Source organism: Gluconacetobacter diazotrophicus PA1 5 (assembly GCF_000067045.1).
GTDB lineage: Bacteria > Pseudomonadota > Alphaproteobacteria > Acetobacterales > Acetobacteraceae > Gluconacetobacter > Gluconacetobacter diazotrophicus.
The window spans coordinates 901,742-918,634 of record NC_010125.1 but is presented as its reverse complement, the minus strand read 5'-3'; the positions used below and the strand labels follow the sequence as shown (position 1 = coordinate 918,634).

17 protein-coding genes are annotated in these 16,893 nt (G+C 69.9%); 7 read left to right on the top strand and 10 right to left on the bottom strand.

Features of this window, described 5'->3' with window-relative positions:
- Positions 1-99: 99 nt before the first annotated feature.
- Together GDI_RS04280 and GDI_RS04275 are read left to right on the top strand one after the other, a co-directional pair.
- Positions 100-1,086 (top strand): zinc-dependent alcohol dehydrogenase family protein, encoded by a 987-nt coding sequence (locus tag GDI_RS04280; RefSeq protein WP_041249670.1) that lies wholly within the window; start codon positions 100-102, stop codon positions 1,084-1,086.
- Positions 1,087-1,256: 170 nt separating this feature from the next.
- Positions 1,257-3,047, top strand: coding sequence for a DEAD/DEAH box helicase (locus GDI_RS04275; protein ID WP_012223710.1), 1,791 nt, complete (start codon positions 1,257-1,259; stop codon positions 3,045-3,047).
- A gap of 63 nt (positions 3,048-3,110) precedes the next feature.
- Here the strand turns inward: GDI_RS04275 and GDI_RS04270 are convergent, their stop codons facing one another.
- Both GDI_RS04270 and GDI_RS04265 read right to left on the bottom strand, forming a co-directional pair.
- Entirely contained in the window at positions 3,111-3,491 is a 381-nt protein-coding gene (locus tag GDI_RS04270; RefSeq protein ID WP_012223707.1) for a hypothetical protein, read from the bottom strand.
- Between the two features lie 121 nt (positions 3,492-3,612).
- Positions 3,613-4,332: an SDR family NAD(P)-dependent oxidoreductase gene (locus GDI_RS04265; RefSeq protein WP_012223705.1), complete on the bottom strand. Its 720-nt coding sequence runs from the start codon at positions 4,330-4,332 to the stop codon at positions 3,613-3,615.
- Positions 4,333-4,470: 138 nt separating this feature from the next.
- Here GDI_RS04265 and GDI_RS04260 point away from each other — a divergent pair, with 138 nt between their 5' ends.
- Together GDI_RS04260 and GDI_RS04255 are read left to right on the top strand one after the other, a co-directional pair.
- Positions 4,471-5,679, top strand: a complete 1,209-nt coding sequence (locus GDI_RS04260; protein ID WP_012223703.1) for a cation:proton antiporter — start codon at positions 4,471-4,473, stop codon at positions 5,677-5,679.
- Between the two features lie 112 nt (positions 5,680-5,791).
- On the top strand, positions 5,792-6,259 hold the full coding sequence (locus tag GDI_RS04255; protein ID WP_012223701.1) for a YbaK/EbsC family protein: 468 nt from the start codon (positions 5,792-5,794) through the stop codon (positions 6,257-6,259).
- Positions 6,260-6,289: 30 nt separating this feature from the next.
- Here GDI_RS04255 and GDI_RS04250 read toward each other — a convergent pair whose 3' ends face one another.
- Positions 6,290-6,568, bottom strand: a complete 279-nt coding sequence (locus GDI_RS04250) for a hypothetical protein (protein ID WP_012553601.1) — start codon at positions 6,566-6,568, stop codon at positions 6,290-6,292.
- A gap of 186 nt (positions 6,569-6,754) precedes the next feature.
- On the opposite strand from GDI_RS04250, the gene GDI_RS04245 reads away from it, so the two are divergent.
- On the top strand, positions 6,755-7,201 hold the full coding sequence (locus GDI_RS04245; RefSeq protein WP_012553602.1) for an Ivy family c-type lysozyme inhibitor: 447 nt from the start codon (positions 6,755-6,757) through the stop codon (positions 7,199-7,201).
- Here the strand turns inward: GDI_RS04245 and GDI_RS04240 are convergent.
- Together GDI_RS04240 and GDI_RS04235 are read right to left on the bottom strand one after the other, a co-directional pair.
- Positions 7,198-8,013: a siderophore-interacting protein gene (locus GDI_RS04240; protein WP_041249278.1), complete on the bottom strand. Its 816-nt coding sequence runs from the start codon at positions 8,011-8,013 to the stop codon at positions 7,198-7,200. The genes GDI_RS04245 and GDI_RS04240 overlap by 4 nt on opposite strands.
- Positions 8,014-8,041: 28 nt before the next feature.
- Positions 8,042-8,671 carry a PadR family transcriptional regulator gene (locus GDI_RS04235; RefSeq protein ID WP_012223691.1) on the bottom strand — a complete coding sequence of 210 codons (630 nt, stop codon included), beginning with the start codon at positions 8,669-8,671 and terminating at the stop codon, positions 8,042-8,044.
- Between the two features lie 226 nt (positions 8,672-8,897).
- Here GDI_RS04235 and GDI_RS04230 point away from each other — a divergent pair, with 226 nt between their 5' ends.
- On the top strand, positions 8,898-9,311 hold the full coding sequence (locus GDI_RS04230; RefSeq protein WP_049762871.1) for a hypothetical protein: 414 nt from the start codon (positions 8,898-8,900) through the stop codon (positions 9,309-9,311).
- Between the two features lie 59 nt (positions 9,312-9,370).
- Here the strand turns inward: GDI_RS04230 and mdoH are convergent, their stop codons facing one another.
- The 3 genes from mdoH to GDI_RS04215 all read right to left on the bottom strand — a co-directional run bounded on the left by mdoH (position 9,371) and on the right by GDI_RS04215 (position 13,646).
- Positions 9,371-11,536, bottom strand: coding sequence for a glucans biosynthesis glucosyltransferase MdoH (mdoH, locus tag GDI_RS04225; protein WP_012223687.1), 2,166 nt, complete (start codon positions 11,534-11,536; stop codon positions 9,371-9,373).
- A complete protein-coding gene (locus GDI_RS04220) occupies positions 11,524-13,083 on the bottom strand; it encodes a glucan biosynthesis protein (protein ID WP_012223685.1) in 1,560 nt (519 codons plus the stop codon). The genes mdoH and GDI_RS04220 overlap by 13 nt, the downstream gene beginning before the upstream one ends.
- A 185-nt stretch (positions 13,084-13,268) precedes the next feature.
- A complete protein-coding gene (locus GDI_RS04215) occupies positions 13,269-13,646 on the bottom strand; it encodes a winged helix-turn-helix domain-containing protein (RefSeq protein ID WP_012553608.1) in 378 nt (125 codons plus the stop codon).
- Between the two features lie 117 nt (positions 13,647-13,763).
- Between GDI_RS04215 and GDI_RS04210 the strand changes: the two genes are divergently transcribed.
- Entirely contained in the window at positions 13,764-14,237 is a 474-nt protein-coding gene (locus GDI_RS04210) for a GNAT family N-acetyltransferase (protein ID WP_231854210.1), read from the top strand.
- Positions 14,238-14,302: 65 nt separating this feature from the next.
- On the opposite strand, the gene GDI_RS04205 is transcribed toward GDI_RS04210, so the two are convergent.
- Together GDI_RS04205 and GDI_RS04200 are read right to left on the bottom strand one after the other, a co-directional pair.
- Entirely contained in the window at positions 14,303-15,766 is a 1,464-nt protein-coding gene (locus GDI_RS04205; RefSeq protein WP_012223679.1) for a mannitol dehydrogenase family protein, read from the bottom strand.
- Positions 15,763-16,893 carry an FUSC family protein gene (locus GDI_RS04200; RefSeq protein ID WP_012223677.1) on the bottom strand — a complete coding sequence of 377 codons (1,131 nt, stop codon included), beginning with the start codon at positions 16,891-16,893 and terminating at the stop codon, positions 15,763-15,765. The genes GDI_RS04205 and GDI_RS04200 overlap by 4 nt, the downstream gene beginning before the upstream one ends.

Genomic DNA, 16,893 nt, shown 5'->3' with positions numbered 1-16,893 from the left:
TATGGCGGGGCCGGAGTGATCCAGATCATGGTACGGGGTGTGCCGATATGGTGCAGTTCCTGCGCCGATCCTGCCCACCGCGCCGGAGACCCCGCGATGATGCACGCGATGCGATTGAATGCCCCGCATACCGACCTGGAATGGGTGGAACTGCCCGACCGCCTGCCCGGCCCCGGCGAGATCCGGGTGCGCGTCGGGGCCTGCGGCGTGTGCCGCACCGACCTGCACGTGGTGGATGGCGACCTGCCCTTTCCCGGCCATCCGGTCATTCCGGGGCACGAGATCGTGGGCCGGATCGAGGCGCTGGGCGAGGGTGTGCAGGACCTGAAGATCGGCCAGCGGGTCGGCGTGCCGTGGCTGGGCCATACCTGCGGCATCTGCCGCTACTGCCACAGCGGGCATGAAAACCTGTGCGACCATCCGCTTTTCACCGGCTACACCCGCGACGGCGGCTATGCCACCGCCGCCATCGCCGATGCCCGCTATGCGTTTCCGCTGGGCGAGGAAGGCAGCGACGTGGACCTGGCCCCCCTGCTGTGCGCGGGGCTGATCGGCTGGCGGTCGCTGGTGATGGCGGGCGAGGACGCGAAGACGGTGGGGCTGTACGGCTTCGGCGCCGCCGCGCACATCATCGCCCAGGTGGCGCTGTGGCAGGGCCGCACCGTCTATGGCTTCACCCGCCCGGGCGACCGCCCGACGCAGGATTTCGCCCGGTCGCTGGGCGCGACCTGGGCCGGCGGATCGGACGAGGCGCCGCCGGAGAAGCTGGACGCCGCCATCATCTTCGCCCCCGTGGGCGCGCTGGTTCCGGCGGCCCTGCGCGCGGTGCGCAAGGGCGGCCGCGTGGTCTGTGCCGGTATCCACATGAGCGACATCCCCAGCTTCCCCTACGATTTGTTTTGGGAGGAACGGCAACTGGTTTCGGTCGCCAACCTGACACGGCAGGACGGTATCGATTTCCTCTCGCTGGCGCCCAGGATCGGCGTCCGCACCAAGACGACGCGCTACGACCTGCGCGATGCCAACCGCGCGCTGGCCGACCTGCGGGCCGGACGGTTCGAGGGCGCGGCGGTGCTGGTGCCCTGAGCGGCGCGGGCGGGCAAAGGGCGCGGATTGAGGCATTTTACCGGCCATTCCGCTTTATCGCTGGCCTTTTCGGCGGGGGTTCTTTATGGAGCGCCCTTTCCCGCATTGCGCATATGCCCGACCCGCCCTGGGGCCGTGACGCGCCCCTATTGTCCGGATTGACCTGACCCATGCCGTTTCCCGAGACCCATCCCGCCATTCGGCGCGCGCTAGACGCGCGCGGCTATGAAGAGCCGACCCCCGTCCAGAAAGCCGTGCTGGATGTCGCGGCGGACGGAAGGGACCTGCTGGTGTCGGCGCAGACCGGATCGGGCAAGACGGTGGCGTTCGGCCTGGCGATGGCCGACACGCTGCTGGGCGGGGCCGAACGGTTCGGCCCGGCCGGCGCCCCGCTGGCCGTCATCATCGCCCCCACCCGCGAACTGGCCATGCAGGTCCAGCGCGAACTGTCCTGGCTGTACGCCCCGGCCGGCGCGCGCATCGTGTCGTGCATCGGCGGCATGGATGCGCGGCGCGAAGCCCGGGCCCTGGAAATCGGCGCGCATATCGTCGTCGGCACCCCCGGGCGGCTGTGCGACCACCAGTCGCGCGGACGCCTGGTCCTGTCCGAACTGCGTGTCGTGGTGCTGGACGAAGCCGACGAAATGCTGGACCTGGGCTTCCGCGACGAATTGCAGCAATTGCTCGATGCGATGCCCGACACGCGGCGGACGCTGCTGTTTTCGGCCACCATCGCCAAGGACATCGCCACCCTGGCCCGCCGCTACCAGCGCGACGCGCTGCGGATCGACACGCTGTCCGGCGCCCGGCAGCACGCCGACATCACCTATCGCGCCGTGATGGCCGACCCGCGTGAGATCATTCCGGCCGTCGTCAACATCCTGCGCTTCACCGACAGCCCGACCGCCATGGTGTTCTGCGCCACGCGCGAACTGGTGCGCCACATGCAGGGCGCGCTGCTGGAACGCGGCTTTTCGTCGGTCGCGCTGTCGGGCGAACTGGGGCAGAGCGAGCGTACCCGCGCGATCGAAAGCCTGCGCACCGGGCAGGCGCGGGTCTGCGTCGCCACCGACGTCGCAGCGCGCGGCATCGACATTCCCGCGCTCAGCCTGGTGGTGCATGCCAGCCTGCCGACCGACAGCGCCACCCTGCTGCATCGTTCGGGCCGTACCGGCCGCGCCGGGCGCAAGGGCGTATGCGCCCTGATCGTGCCGGTTTCGATGCGCCGGCGCGCCGAGCGGCTGCTGACGATGGCGAAGGTCTCGGCCGAATGGACCGCCGTGCCGACCGCCGAGGCGATCCGCGCCCAGGACGCCGAGCGCCTGCTGACCGACCCGATCCTGACCGAGGGCGCGGCCCCGGGCGACGAAGACCTGGTCGCCCGCCTGGCCGAAAACCGCAGCGCCGAGCAGCTGGCCGCCGCCCTGCTGCAGATGTACCGCGCCCGCCTGCCGGACCCCGAGGATATCCGCCCGCTGCGCGTCGAGGCACCCCGTGCCCCGCGCGAGGGCGATTATGCCCGCCGCAAGGAACAGGGCCCCCGCGAGGACCATGCGCCGCGTGGCGGACCGGGTGCGTGGTTTTCCATGAGCGTCGGCCGCCAGGACAAGGCCGACCCGAAATGGCTGGTGCCGCTGATCTGCCGTCTGGGCGGGGTGCGCAAGAACGATATCGGCGCGATCCGCATCGCCGACGACCACACGCTATTCGAAATCGCGACGGAATCGGCCGAGCGCTTCACCGCCTGCGTCGCCGCGACCGATTCCGACGAGGTGCGGATCAGCGCGGCCAAGGCCCCGGCGGGCGGCCCCCGTGGCGTAAGTGGCGAACGCGGCTATGCCCCGCGCAAGCCCGCGGGCAAGGCCGGCTATCCGCACGGACCGCGTGCCGGTCGTGCACCGGCGGGCGCCACGCGCGGCGCGCCCTCGTCACGCAAGCGGGCGCCGTCGCGCGCGTCGTAGCGCAAACAGGTCCAGGGCTCTGTCCTGGACCCGCCAAAATCCAATAAATCGCGGCGACCGGGCCTATAGTCCGCCCAGGGCGCCCGCGACGCTTGCCCCGGCCTGCTGGCTCAGCCGGTTCTGTTCCGCCGTGCCGGCGGCGCGCAGCCGGTCCAGTTGCTGGCCCGGCAGGGCGCGCGCGGAATCGACCGCATCACGCCCCGCCTGGACGCGCTGCCGCACGTCCTGCGTCGCCCCCTGGACCGCCTGGTCGCGATAGGCCTGGGCCTGGCCGTTCATGCAGTGCTCGCGTTGCGACAGGCGCCCGGCCACATCCCAGCCCGGCCTGGAGGCCGACCCGCAGGCCGCATCGGCCGACCCGGCGCGGGCGGACGAAGCGGCAACCGAAAGGACCACCACGGTCAAGGCCGGCAGGGCCAGGGCCGGCAGGCGGAGGGCAGACATGGGATTTCGGAACATTATTGATACGGCTTTCATGTTTGGTCGATAGTTCAGCAGAGCATGCCGCCATGGCGAAATTAGGTCCACGGTATGGCAGGGCCGGGCCTGCCGCATGGGTCGCCCGTCATGCGGCGGCATCCGTCTTGCTTCGTTCGGCCACCACCGTCGCGCCGCTGATGAAGCCCGCCGGCCCGCTTGCCAGAAACGCCACGAAATCAACCAGATCGTCACCCGCTTCGTAATAAGGCGGCACCATCCCCGACTGCGTCACGCCGCCGACCGGACCAGGCCGCACCACGTTGACGGTAATGCCATGCGGCCCCAGGTCGCGGGCCAGGCCCTGGGCAAACCGTGTCAGCGCCGCCTCGGCCGGACCGTGAAGCGACGCCGCGTCCACCGCCGGCCCGCCTGTCACGCCGGACGGCACATCCGACGCGGGGGCGACGAAGATCATCCGGCCGTCCCGTCCCATGTGGTCCGCCGCCGCGATGGCCTCCAGCATCGTGCCGCGCACCGCCACATCCAGCAGGAAGGCCGCAAGCCCGGCCGCCGGCAACCCGTCGGGCACCTGGAACCCGGCGGCACAGACCAGCACATCGATCCGGCCGAATTCGGCCATGACCCGCGCGACCATGGCGGAATTGTCCGTCACCTGCCCACTGTCCGCCCGCAGCGCCAGAACCCGGCGGCCCGTCACCGCAATCCCGTCGGCCATCCGCTGCGCCGCGTCACCGTCGCCGGTGAAGGTAAGGGCGACGTCGAATCCATCCGCCAGCAGGCGGGCGGCGATGGCCGCCCCCGTCCCCTGGCTGCCACCCGTCACGACGGCCACACGCTGCACCATGTGATCCCTGTCCCTTCATCTCCATCCCTCCGCGATCATACAATCGGGGGACGTGGCGATTTTGTCTTCTGGCCATATCTCATATATACGCATTATGCATATATTGAAGCGAACGGCATCGAAACAGAAGGGTAACGCATGGTATTGGGCGTGATTGCGGATTTCGCATTGTTCGTGGCGGTGCCATGGCTGACATGGCGCCTGCTGGGACGGCGGATTCCCATCGCCGTCCTGCCGATCGTGGTGGGTATCCTTCTGGCGGTGACGCGATGGCCGGTCGGGCGGCTGGGCGTTCCCTCGGCCACCGGCGACATGGTCGGCTGGGTCGCCGTGCTGATCCTGGCCTTCACCGCCGGGCTGGAAATGTGGCAGCACCCCGGGGAAGACCCGTCCGTCGCCCCCGTCCCCGCGACATCGCTGCGGCGGCTGCTGACCAGCGCGCTGGTCGCGCTGGCCCTGCCGTTCGGGATCGGCACGCTGCTGGTGCATACGGTGCTGATGCCGCTGCCGGACTGGCAGCCGCCCGACGGCCATGGCTGGATCGGGGCCATGGCCATCGGGCTGTGCATCGCCGTCAGCGCGCTGCCGGTGCTGATCGGCATCGTGCGCGAACTGGCCCCGGCGGAACGCGCGGTGGGGCAGTTGGCCCTGCGCCTGGCGGTGGTCGACGACATGGCGCTGTGGACGGGCCTGGCCGTGCTGCAGTTCGCGGCCGACGGGGCGGGCGCCCTGCATGGGTGGCATCGGACGCAGTTCCTGGCGGCCCTGATCCTGGGCGTGATGGTGGCCATCAGCGGCTGGACCACGCGCCGGGTGCGGAATCCGCCCCTGTGGCTGATCTGGGCCGTGCTGCCGCTCTGGCTGGCGGCGGGATCGTGGGCCAGCATGCAGCTTGGCCTGCACGAACTGATCGGTGCCTATGCCGCCGGCGCGCTGATGCCGCCGCGCTGGGTCCGCCGCCTGCCGGTCGAACAGGCGGGCACCCTGGCGCTGATCTGGCTGGCCCCGCTGTTCTTCGGGCATAGCGGCATGCATATCGACGGCCGTGCCCTGACCTTCCCGTCGGTCCTGGCCTCACTGCTGCTGGTCGTGGTCTCGATCGCCAGCAAGCTGGGCGCGGTGCTGGCCTATCCACCCGCGCCCGGCCTGCGCGGACGCCGCGCGCTGGCGGCGGGCGCGCTGCTGCAATGCAAGGGCCTGATGGAAATCGTCGCGGCGACCATCCTGCACCAGCGCGGCATGGTCTCGAACTTCGCCTATGCCTCGCTGATGCTGCTGGCGGTGATCTCCACCGTGCTGACCGGGCCGATGTTCCGCCTGTTCAACGGCGGCACGTCGCGGGAATGACCATCCCCCCCGACGCCGGCGTCTCGACGCCGGGCCGGGGCCTGGGCCATGATACGTCTGACCCCGTCGGAGGAATCCAGCGCCCCATGTCCCTTCATCCCGCCCCCGCCCGATGAGCCTCGCTTCCGTCCGGGCATTCCTGGCCGAGCACGCGCCCGACCTGGACGTCATCGAACTGGCCGGGTCCACCGCCACGGTCGCCGAGGCCGCCACAGCGCACGGCACCATACCCGACCAGATCGCCAAGACGATTTCGCTTCGGCTGGGCGAGCAGGTGGTGCTGGTGGTCGCGGCAGGCACCGCACGGCTGGACAACCGCAAGACCAAGGCCGTCTTCGGCCACAAGCCGCGCATGCTGGACCGCGCCGAAGTCGAGGACCTGACCGGCCACCCGGTGGGCGGGGTCTGCCCTTTCGGGCTGAAATCGCCGCTGCCGGTCTATTGCGACATCTCGCTGCGCGCGTTCGACGACGTGATCCCGGCCGCCGGGGCGATCAACAGTTCGGTGCGCCTGCCGCCCGATCGCCTGGCCACCCTGACCGGCGCCACGTGGGTGGACATCTGCCAGAGACCGGAATGACGCGCCGGGCCGCCAGTAGCGTCGGTGACGTCAGTGAATCGCCAGTCGCGGCGGCGGGATCGTCACCGGCACCGGGTCGGCCAGGTGCGGCGCGGGCGGCGGCGGGGCTGGCGGGGCCGGGGGTGCCGTCTTCACCACCGCCACCGGAATGGCGGTATAATGCGGCCCGGGCGGCGGCTTGGGATGGCGGGACAGCACGACGAACAGGCCGGCGTAGGTCAGCGCCAGCACGACCAGCACCCCGATCTTGAGCTTCCTCGGGTTCGGCAGCCGGGGCGTGCCGGGCGGGGGGAGCGAGCGAAGCAGCATGGAGGGCAATCATTCCTGACCTGGGGATGGCCCCTTATAGCAGACCGCCGCCGCCAGACCATGGTGCGGGGCCATGGTCCGGGACCACGACATTTCTCCCGGAACGGTGCGATACCCGCGACGTTCCGACGCAGCCGGCCGCGCCAGCGGACCGGCCTCCATGCCGCAAGGAACCTTCCCCACGTGATGCCCTTCGTCCCCGGATCCATCCGTCGTCTCCCGGCCTGCGTCCTGATCGCCGCCCTGGCCTGCCTGACGATGGCGCGCGCCCATGCCGCCGGCCAGCCCCAGACCGCCGACCTGCTGCTGGAAGCCCCGTATCGCCAGGCCTATGTCGCCATGCAGCGCTTCCCGGACTGGATCCGGCGCGGCCGTGCGACCTCGGCCCCCAGCAGCCAGGTCACGATGGACGGCCAGACCTACATCGTGGGCCATCTGTGCCAGCCGCATGATTGCGGCAACAACCAGCTCGACATCGTCTTCGCCCCCGGAGGCCGCGCCGCATGGGGCCTGCTGCACACCCGCACCGACGAAAGCCACCCCTTCCTGCAAAGCTGGCTGGGCGCGCCGGATGAAAAGATGCAGGCCCTGCTGCTGCGGGCCTATGCCGCCGGCAACCCCGAAAGCCGCTAATCCCGAATGCGTTCGCCGCCGTTGGACGTGCCCAGGCGCCAGTATCCGGCGGCACGGATCCGGTCGCGCGGTATCGCTTCTTCTTCGATCAGGTAGGTCCGCAGCGCCCGGACGGTCTCGATTTCCGCCCCGATCCACACATGCAGGTTCCGCGTGTCCAGGGCGAGGCGGCGCAGAGCGTCAAGCAGCACCGGGGATCGCCCGGCCGGTGCGCCGGCGCGGGGCAGCCACAGGACCCGCGCGTCGGCGGCGCTCGACAGGCGACGTTCCTCGGCTGCGTCCTCGACTTCGATCAGCGCCGTCACCGTGGTGCCGGCGGGCAGTTCTTCCAGGCGCCGCGCGATCGCCGGCAGCGCGGTTTCGTCCCCGATCAGGAGATAACCGGCATGATCGCCGGATATCACGAACGAACCGCGCGGGCCGCCGACCCCCAGCCATTGTCCGGGCGCGGCCTGCGCGGCCCAGCTTGTGGCGGGGCCATCACCGTGCAGCACGAACTCGATGCTCAGTTCGCCGCACGCGGGATCGAACCGCCGGGGCGTATAGTCCCGGGCGATGACGGGGACCGCGGGATCGCGAACAGGCCGTCCATCGGGGCCGATGGCCGGCAGGACGGGCCGATACTGCCCCGGCGCGGGAAAGAACAGCTTGACGTGATCGTCGGCGGCGGCGGTCCTGAAGTCCGCCAGGTCGGGACCGGTGAAGACGACGCGCCGCATGCGCGGCGACAGATCTTCCACGCGGACGACCTGCATCATGCGCAGCCGCACCGGCGGACGGGCGCGCGGCGCCGGAGAAGATAATGCGTTCATCGCGGTACTCCGGAAAAGGGCGGGACGGTCAGTCCGAGCTGCCGAGGATCTCGGTCGCCGCACGGTCGAGGATACGCGCGATGCGGCGTGCTTCGTCCGGCGCGCAGCCGCGCTTGCGCATCAGCGCCTGCTTGATGGCGTGACGCGCCCGGTGCAGGTCGTCCGCCGCCTGCGGATCGGGGGCATCGACACCCGCGAAGGCATCACGCACTTCGGCCATCCGGCCGCCGATGCGGGCCAGCATGTCGAGGATGGCGTCCGCATGGCCCCGATTGGCCTCCAGGTAGGCGCGGCCCTCGTCGGTCAGGGTGTAGAGCTTGCGATTGCCCTCCGGCGTGACGGTCGCATGGCCGATTTCCTCCAGGTAGGTCAGGGCCGGATAGACCATGCCGGGGCTGGGCGCGTAGAACCCGCCCGATTTTTCTTCCAGCAGGCGGATCAGTTCGTATCCGTGCGCCGGACGGTCCGCGAGCAGGCTGAGCAGGACCAGTTGGAGTTCCTCCGAACTGAACTTGCGGCCGGCCGGGAAGTCGCCGCCCCCGAACCCCCGGCCGAAGCCGCCGCCGAAGCCACGGCCGAACCCGTGGCGCCCGTGGCGGCGACCGATGGCATGGAGGATATGATGAAGACGGTGAGTGGGATGATGATCTCTAAACATGTCTTACGATATGTATATCGTAAGACATAATGCAAGACCTATTTTGCGGCGCTGGGCCGCCATGCCCTTTCGCCCCCCGGCACTTCCTGCCATAGTCCGGCCGATCCCGCGGCGCCGCCGCCCGACCGGCCCGGCGCACCCCGGGGATTGTCCGGGATCGTCGTCGACCTGCCCGAATCGGACCCCGGGCCTTCGCGCCAGTGAAATGCCCGGAGAGACGCTTACCGTGACGACCATCCTTGCCGGCCGCCTGCCCGCCCTGTTTCTGTCATGCGGCCTTGTCTCGGTCGCCGCGTCCGCGATGGCGCAGGATGCCCCGGCCCACGGACCCGCCGCCCAGGTCCAGCGACAGGTCGCCGTCCTGCAATCCAATCCCAACGGGGTCAGCCGGGACTGCCTGGACGCGCTGGCGGAAGTGCACAAGACGCAGGATACGATCTCGGCCGAAGAAGACCGCTCGAAGGACCCGGACCTGGACGTCGCGCGCGACGTGCTGGAAACCGATCTTGAAACGGCGGTCCAGTCCTGCCGCGCCGATACGACGTCGATATGCGACAAGGCCGGGGCCGACCCCAAGCTGGCCAAGGCCTGCGCGGCACTGGACCAGAGCGAGGCCGACCCGAAGGCCGACCAGGATTAGGGCAGACCGTGACGAGGCGGGATCACCTGGTCAGGTAAAGATGCTCTGAAGACAGAAACCTAGAGGACGGTCAGGCGGTCCAGCCCATCGGCGGTGGCCAGAACCGCCGCTTTCTCCGCACGGTTCAGCACGGCGACCGCGACAGTCCGGTCCGGGCTTTCCTCCAGTTTCAGCAGGCCCACCAGCAGGTCGGCATTGATGGGGTCGCCCGCCCGGCGCGGCGGGGGCAGCATCGCGCGGTGCGCCGCCATCAGCGCGGGATCGTCCAGAAGCAGCGCGATGGCGTCGGCCGCGCGCGGCGGCGGCAGGGCGGCACGGGCGGCGGCGGCGCGCAGCAGGATATCCGGCGGCGCCGTTTCCTCGGGGATCAGCAGCAGGCCGGCCCGCCGCAAGGCCTGGCCCGCGCCCCGGCTACCGGTGACGGCCGCCAGCGGAATGGCGAAGACCAGCCCCAGCAGCACCGGGGTCATCCACAGGAACAGCGGGATCGAGACGCTCCACGCGCTGCCGCCCAGGACCAGGCCGAACAGCATGTACCGCCAGTAGGCGCGCACGATGTCGCCGAACGGCACGCCCCCGTCATCGCGCCGTTGCGCGTTCCAGCCCGAATCCTGCCCCAGCAGGATCGAGATCACGCCCGAGGTCTGGATCAGCATCGCCACCGGCGCGACCAGTCCGCCGACCAGCGTTTCCACCAGCACCGACAGCGCCGCCCGCAGCGCCCCGCCGCAGCCCCGGCAGGCGGCGCGGTCGAACAGCAGGGCGACATAGGCCATCAGCTTGGGCGCCAGCAGGATCGCCATCGTGCCGATGAACACGTATTTCGCCTGTTCGGGATCGACATGCGGCCAGTTGGGATAGAGCGACTTGGTATCGCCGAAATATTCCGGCTTCTCGAACCGGGTCTGCAGCGAAATCAGGATGCCCGCCAGCAGGAACACCAGCCACATCGGCGACGTGATGTAGGAGCCGATTCCCATCATCATGTGCAGCCGGCTGATCCAGTGCAGGCCGCGCGTGGGCACCACCTTGGCGTGCTGCAGGTTGCCCTGGCACCAGCGCCGGTCGCGAATGGCGATGTCGGTCAGCGACGGGGGACTTTCCTCGTACGACCCCGCCAGGCCCGGCACCATGTGGATCGCCCAGCCGCCACGCCGCATCAGCGCGGCCTCGACGAAATCGTGGCTGAGGATATGGCCCCCGAACGGCTTGCGTCCCGGCAGATGCGGCAGGCCCGCCTGCTCGGCGAAGGCACGGGTGCGGATGACGGCGTTGTGCCCCCAGTAATTGCCCTCCGCCCCATGCCACCAGGCGATGCCATGCGCGATCAACGGGCCGTAGACCCGCCCCGCGAACTGCTGCATGCGCGCGAACAGCGTGGTGCCGTTGACGATTTCCGGCAGGGTCTGGATCAGGGCCACGCCGGGATGGCGCTCCATCGCGGCGACGATGCGCACCACCGTCTCGCCCGCCATCAGGCTGTCGGCATCCAGCGTGACCATCTGCGGATAGGCCCCGCCGAAGCGGCGCACCCATTCGGCGATGTTGCCGGCCTTGCGCTCGGTATTGACCGGGCGGCGGCGATAGAAGATCCGCCCCTGCCCGCCCGTCGCGGCGCGCAGCGCCAGGAAGGCGGCTTCCTCCTCGACCCAGATGTCGGGGTTGGTGGTGTCGGACAGGATGAAGAAATCGAAATCGTCCAGCCGGCCCGTGGCGGCCAGGCTGTCATACATCGCGCGCAGCCCGGCCATCACCCGGCCCGGGCTTTCGTTATAGGTCGGCAGCAACAGGGCGGTGCGCGTGGACAGTGCCGGCAACGGCCCGTCCCGCGTGATCCCCAGCCCCAGCCCGCCATGCCGCAGCAGCGAGATGAACCCGCCCACCGCCGACGTGAAGGCCAGGGCGATCCACTGGAACAGCAGGACGAACAGCACCAGCAGCACCGCGCCCAGCACCGACAGGCCCATCGAGTTCAGCACGCGGTTCATTTCATACGCGCCGTAACCCGTCAGCAGGCACGCCGAGCCGATCACGGCCAGCCGCCGCAGAGCGATCATCGACGGTTCGGTGACCGGCGTACGCGGACGGCCATGGGTATCGGGCCATGCCGACAGGGACTGCACGTCCATCCGCATCGGGGATTCGTCCGGCAGGGCGCGGAACGCGCCGGACGCGTCCGCCTGTCCCGCCCGCTTCTGTCGCGCGCCTGGGTCTAGGGTGTCCATCGATAGGTCCATTGTTCCGAAACCGGTCCGGAATTATCGGCCAGCGCGCAGGTCAGTTCCGCGATCTTCGCATCGCCGGGCGCGAATTCGAAGGTCGTGCGCCAGCCATGGATGTTCGGATTCGGTTCCACCACCACGTTGCGGATGGTGCCCACCGAACTGCTGGGCACCAGATGGAACTTCGCATCCGGCGGCAGGTTGTCGAACGGCGCGCCGCTGAAATCGATTTCGAAGAAGCGCGCATTCCGGTCGTCCGTCACCGCGCCGACGCGGGTGGCGGCCACGCGGGCCAGCCGGGTCGGCCACGGCGTGTCCCATCCCCAGTACATGCGATAGGTGAAGGCATATTCCCGCCCCCCGGCCAGCCCGCCCTTCGGCCGCCAGAACGACACGATATTGTCGTTGACCTCGTTCGGTGTCGGGATTTCCACCAGATCGACCGCACCCGCGCCCCAGTCGCCGATCGGCTCGATCCACAGGGACGGGCGCTTCTCGTAATTCAGGGCCAGGTCCTCGAAATCGGCGAAGGCGCGCTTGCGCTGCATCAGGCCGAACCCACGCACCGAGTCGTCGGCGAAGGCCGAGAATTGCAGGTCCTGCGGGTTGCGCAGCGGCCGCCACAATTGCTGCCCGCCGCCGGTCCAGATCGACAGGGCCTCGCTGTCATGGGCGGCGGGGCGCCAGTCATCGACATGGTTGCGATCGTTGGCGTCGAAATAGAACATGCCCGTCAGCGGCGCGATGCCCGGCTCGGCGATCGCGCCACGGGGATACAGATAGGACTGCACGTCGAAGACGGTCATGTCCCCGGGCCGGATGGTGAAACTGAAGGCGCCCGCGACCGAGGGACTATCCAGCAGTGCATGCACCACCACCGAATCGATGCCCGGCTGCGGCTTTTCCAGCCAGAACGCCCGGAACAGCGCGAATTCCTCGCCCTTCGGATTGCCCGTCCCGTCCGCGAAGCCGCGGGCCGACAGGCCGTAATTCTGCCCCTTGGCCACCGCGCGGAAATAGGACGCGCCCAGGAAGACGCAGCATTCCTCCATCACTCCGGGCGTGTTGATGGCATAGCGCAGCCGCAGCCCCGCGAAGCCCAGATCGTCCGTCACCCGCAATTTCGGGTCGCCATAGCTGAACAGGTCGGGATTGTAGGGTACCGGCGCCGCCTTGCCGTCCGCGACCTCGTAGATCTCGATCCGGGGGCGGTAGAGGAAGCCGCGCGGAAAGAATTCCACGTCGAAGGCCAGGTTCTGGCCATGCCACAACGCCTGTTCGGGTCGATAGGCGATCGCCCGGTACTGGTCGAAATTCAGGGCGTCAATCGCGGCCGGCAGGCTCTGGTCCGGCGCGCGATAGGGATGGCGGGACAGGTGTTCCGCGATCTGCCGCACCGTCCCGGCTTCGAAGGCCCCGGTGGGCGAAGGTGCCGAACCGGCCGGTGCATCCGCCGCGCGGGCACGGCCGACGCCCCCCAGGGCGGTCCCCCCCAGGAGCGACAGCAGGGACATGCCGGCACCGGCTTTCACGAGATCGCGTCTTAACATCCTTGCTCCCCGGACGCCGCGCCATGCGGCCCGTTCGTATGGTTTCCCGCCGGCGTCTTCGCCCGCAGGTTGTGCCGTCCTGTCCTGATCGTAGGCCGTCCGGCGCGGGCGAACAATCCGCCCAAGATTGCCAGACTGGCGGATAGTTGTGGCTTTTTTACGGCGTTGTCCGGGACTTGGCCGGTTTACGTCCCGTCCAGGGGATCGCGTTGGTGCTTACCCTGGGGCGGAGCCAGCCGTGCCTCCAGCGCCTCCAGCGCCGGGGCGGCGGCCGCCTGCGCCAGGCGTTCGATATCGCGATACAGGCGCAGGACTTCGGCACCCGCCGCCGAGAGCGCGGCCCCGCCGCCGCCGCCCGGGCGGGCCTCGACCACCGGTGCGGCGAAAGCGCCGTTCAGCGCCTCGACCAGCAGCCACGCCCGGCGATAGGACATGCCCATGGCCCGCGCGGCGGCCGAAATCGATCCGGTCTCGCCGATCGTTTCCAGCAGGCGGATCTTGCCGTGGCCCAGCATCGGCTGGTCCCGCGCATCGATCCGCACCGTCAGACGCACATCCGCCATCGCATTCCCGTCCCCTGATGTGCTGCATGCTATGCTGGACACCCTGCCCGCCTGTCGAGAGCGTTTATGCCGCCCGAGTTCCCCGCCGACTCCGATCCACGATCCCTATGGCGCGCCATGTGCGCGGACGACCTGCCCGCGGTCATGGACCTCGCCGCGCGCATCCATCCCGACTACCCGGAAGGTGAAGCGGTGTTCGCCGAGCGGCTGGCGCTCTGCCCGGCTGGCTGCCTGGTCCTGCCGGGGGCGGAGGGGCTTGTGGGGTATGTGCTGAGCCATCCCTGGCGGGTGGATGGTCCGCCGGCGCTGGATTCGGCGCTGGGCGCGCTGCCGGCGGTGCCCGATTGCTGGTACCTGCACGATATCGCCCTGCTGCCCCCGGCCCGGGGCCAGGGGGCCGCCGCCGCCGCGCTAGCGCTGATCGGCACGCGGGCGGCGCAGGCGGGGTTGGGGCGCATCGCATTGATCGCGACCGGCCAGGCCGCCGCCTACTGGCGGCGGGCGGGCTTCACCCCGTTGGACCAGCCGGACGCCGCGACCGTCACTGCGCAGTTACGATCCTCGCGCGCAGTGATGGCGCGTGGAGTGTGACACAGACCGGGCCCTGCCCGGACCCGACAGGGCATGATGCCCTGCACCCCGATCAAGAGACCTTCCTAGCGGGACAGCGCTGCCCGTACGCCCTGGTCGCGAATCGCCCGCCGCGCGGCCACGATGGCATCGGTCAGCGCCGGGGTCTGGACGTCGCGCCAGCCGTCGAAGGACGGCAGGGCCAGCGCCGCCGTCAGGTCGTCCGCGCTGGCCAGCGCGATCTGCGCCGCGTCCAGGGTCGGTTCGAAGGGCGTGTAGGATGCCCCGTTTTCGTCCACCCCGCGCAGCATTTCCAGATAGGCGGCAATGCCGAAGGCGATCCTGGACAGGTCCCCGCCATCGGCCAGCACGCGCCGCACCGTCTCGGTCCAGAAGACCTGGATCTTGGACGACCCGTCGCCGCCGATGCGCAGCAACTGGTCGGCCATCGCCGGGTTGGAGAAACGGCTGAGCACGCTGCGCCGGTATTCCTGCGCATCCAGGCCCGGCGGGGTGCTGAGGCGCGGAATCACGTCCTGCTCCAGATACGCGTTCACGAAACGCTCCAGGTCCGGGTCGCGCAGGGTTTCGTCGATCAGCCGATAACCCAGCAGCAGGCCGGAGAACGCCAGCAGGGCGTGCGACGCGTTCAGCATCCGCACTTTCACCTGCTCGTATCCCGTCACGTCGTCGACGAACTGCACGCCCGCCTTCTCCAGCGCGGGCCGGCCGGCGCAGAATTTATCCTCGACCACCCACTGGGTGAAATCCTCGGCCACCAGCGGCAGCGCGTCGTCCAGGCCGCTGGCCGCGTTCAGCCTGGCCGAGATGGCGGCATCGACGGTGGGCGTGATGCGATCGACCATGGCGTTGGGGAAGGTAACGTTTTCCGCGATCCAGGCCGCCAGGTCGGGGTCGCGGGCCTGCGCATAGCCCAGGAAGGCGGTGCGGGCGACGTCACCGTTATGGCGCAGGTTGTCGCACGACATCACGGTGAACGGGCCTGCGCCGGCTGCCCTGCGGCGGGCGAGGGCCTCGACGACGAAGCCGAAGATGGTGGTGGGCGGGGCCTCGCCCGACAGGTCCGACCGCACGGCCGGCGTGTCCAGGCGGAAGGCGCCGGTCGTCTCGTCGATATTGTACCCGCCCTCGGTGATCGTCATGGTCACGATGCGGGTGGCGGAGTCGGCCAGCAGGTCCAGCACCGCCTGCGGGTCGGCGGGCGCCAGCAGGTAGGACCGCAGCGCGCCGATCACCCGCACCGTGCGCGTGCCGTCCGGCGCCGCCTCGGTCAGGGAATAGAGGCAGTCCTGCGCGGTGAAGGTCTCGGCCTTCTCCTGCGACCGGGCGCCCCCCGTCAGGCCCACGCCGGCAATGCCCCAATCCTGCTGCCCCGGCAGGGCCAGGCAGCGATCGACATAGAATGCCTCATGCGCGCGGAAGAAATTGCCGACGCCGAAATGCACGATCCCCGTGCCGATCGCGGACGGGTCATAACCCGGTGCGGAAACGCCGGCCGGCAGAGTCTCCAGAATTGTCCGGTTCATCATGTCGCCTCATTCTCCTTCTCGGTCGTTATCTCAACAGGGTGGGGTGCGACATTGCCGGACCACAGCGCGCGGACGGCGCGCTGAAGGTCGGCATGCAGCAGCCCCAGGGTGAACTGCATCACCGGGCTCCAGTCCGGGCCCGGTTCACGCAGCACGGCCAGTACCGCCTCCGCGTCGCCGTTATCCGGGTGGCCATGACGGCGGCGGCCCCTGGCCTCGCGCGCGCAGCGGCGGGACAATTGCGCCAGGACACGGGCCAGCGCCTGCCGCTCCGCATCCAGAACGCTGCCGGTGGCCAGGGTTTCGCCGCCCTCGGTCGCGGCACGGGCGGCAAAGACCGCGCTGCCGCGCAGCCGCCGCAGCAGCGCCGGCAACGCGTCCAGCAGCGGGTCCTGCCGGCCGCGCAGGAAACCCAGCCCCTCGACCTGGGCCTCGGCCACCGCGCCGTAGATCTCCTGGATATGCGTGCGACAGGCCTCGTCGGCGGCCTCGATCGCGTCATGATCCAGCGCGCCGCGCAGCGCGTGGTCCAGCAGGTCCGCGATATCCGCGACCAACTGACCCGCCGAGCGTAGCACGTCGCGCCGTGCCTCGTCATGCAGCACGAGGAACGCGACGGCCAGCGAGGTGACCACCCCGATCAGGATCGAGGCGACGCGGTCCAGCGGTCGCAGGAACGGATCGCCCTGCGAGGGAAACAGCAGGACGATCATCAGCGTCACCGCCGCGAACCGCATGTTGGGCCGCGCCGCCGCCAGGATCGCCAGCGGCGTCAGGGCCAGCCAGAAGATCAGCCAGCCGGGCAGCGGCGTCATCTGCAGCAGCACGATCGCGCAGATCCCGGCCCCCGCGCCCAGCAGCGTGCCCATGATCTGGTCGCGCCCCGTGGTCAGGGTCTGGGTAATCCGGCTCTGCGTCACGATCACCGACGTGATGACCGACCAGACCGGTTCGTCCAGATGCACCGCCCGGGCCAGGACGTCGGACAGCAGGACCGAGACCAGCAGGCGCACCGCCTGGCGGATTTCGGCGCCACGCGGTTCCAGCGCCCGCCGGATCGCGGCCCAGCGGCCGGCGGCGACGCCGGTTCCGGCCGGTCCGGTTGTCCCGGGGTCCCGCGCCGTCAC

What these genes read in the sequence shown, in the direction of transcription:
- GDI_RS04220 (WP_012223685.1), bottom strand. Translation starts at nt 13,083, where the DNA reads ATGTTAAGACGCGATCTCGTGAAAGCCGGTGCCGGCATGTCCCTGCTG.
- GDI_RS04255 (WP_012223701.1), top strand. Translation starts at nt 5,792, where the DNA reads ATGAGCCTCGCTTCCGTCCGGGCATTCCTGGCCGAGCACGCGCCCGAC.
- GDI_RS04210 (WP_231854210.1), top strand. Translation starts at nt 13,764, where the DNA reads ATGTGCGCGGACGACCTGCCCGCGGTCATGGACCTCGCCGCGCGCATC.
- GDI_RS04215 (WP_012553608.1), bottom strand. Translation starts at nt 13,646, where the DNA reads ATGGCGGATGTGCGTCTGACGGTGCGGATCGATGCGCGGGACCAGCCG.
- GDI_RS04260 (WP_012223703.1), top strand. Translation starts at nt 4,471, where the DNA reads ATGGTATTGGGCGTGATTGCGGATTTCGCATTGTTCGTGGCGGTGCCA.
- GDI_RS04250 (WP_012553601.1), bottom strand. Translation starts at nt 6,568, where the DNA reads ATGCTGCTTCGCTCGCTCCCCCCGCCCGGCACGCCCCGGCTGCCGAAC.
- GDI_RS04205 (WP_012223679.1), bottom strand. Translation starts at nt 15,766, where the DNA reads ATGATGAACCGGACAATTCTGGAGACTCTGCCGGCCGGCGTTTCCGCA.
- GDI_RS04280 (WP_041249670.1), top strand. Translation starts at nt 100, where the DNA reads ATGCACGCGATGCGATTGAATGCCCCGCATACCGACCTGGAATGGGTG.
- GDI_RS04265 (WP_012223705.1), bottom strand. Translation starts at nt 4,332, where the DNA reads ATGGTGCAGCGTGTGGCCGTCGTGACGGGTGGCAGCCAGGGGACGGGG.
- GDI_RS04240 (WP_041249278.1), bottom strand. Translation starts at nt 8,013, where the DNA reads ATGAACGCATTATCTTCTCCGGCGCCGCGCGCCCGTCCGCCGGTGCGG.
- GDI_RS04275 (WP_012223710.1), top strand. Translation starts at nt 1,257, where the DNA reads ATGCCGTTTCCCGAGACCCATCCCGCCATTCGGCGCGCGCTAGACGCG.
- GDI_RS04245 (WP_012553602.1), top strand. Translation starts at nt 6,755, where the DNA reads ATGCCCTTCGTCCCCGGATCCATCCGTCGTCTCCCGGCCTGCGTCCTG.
- GDI_RS04235 (WP_012223691.1), bottom strand. Translation starts at nt 8,671, where the DNA reads ATGTTTAGAGATCATCATCCCACTCACCGTCTTCATCATATCCTCCAT.
- GDI_RS04270 (WP_012223707.1), bottom strand. Translation starts at nt 3,491, where the DNA reads ATGTCTGCCCTCCGCCTGCCGGCCCTGGCCCTGCCGGCCTTGACCGTG.
- mdoH (WP_012223687.1), bottom strand. Translation starts at nt 11,536, where the DNA reads ATGGACACCCTAGACCCAGGCGCGCGACAGAAGCGGGCGGGACAGGCG.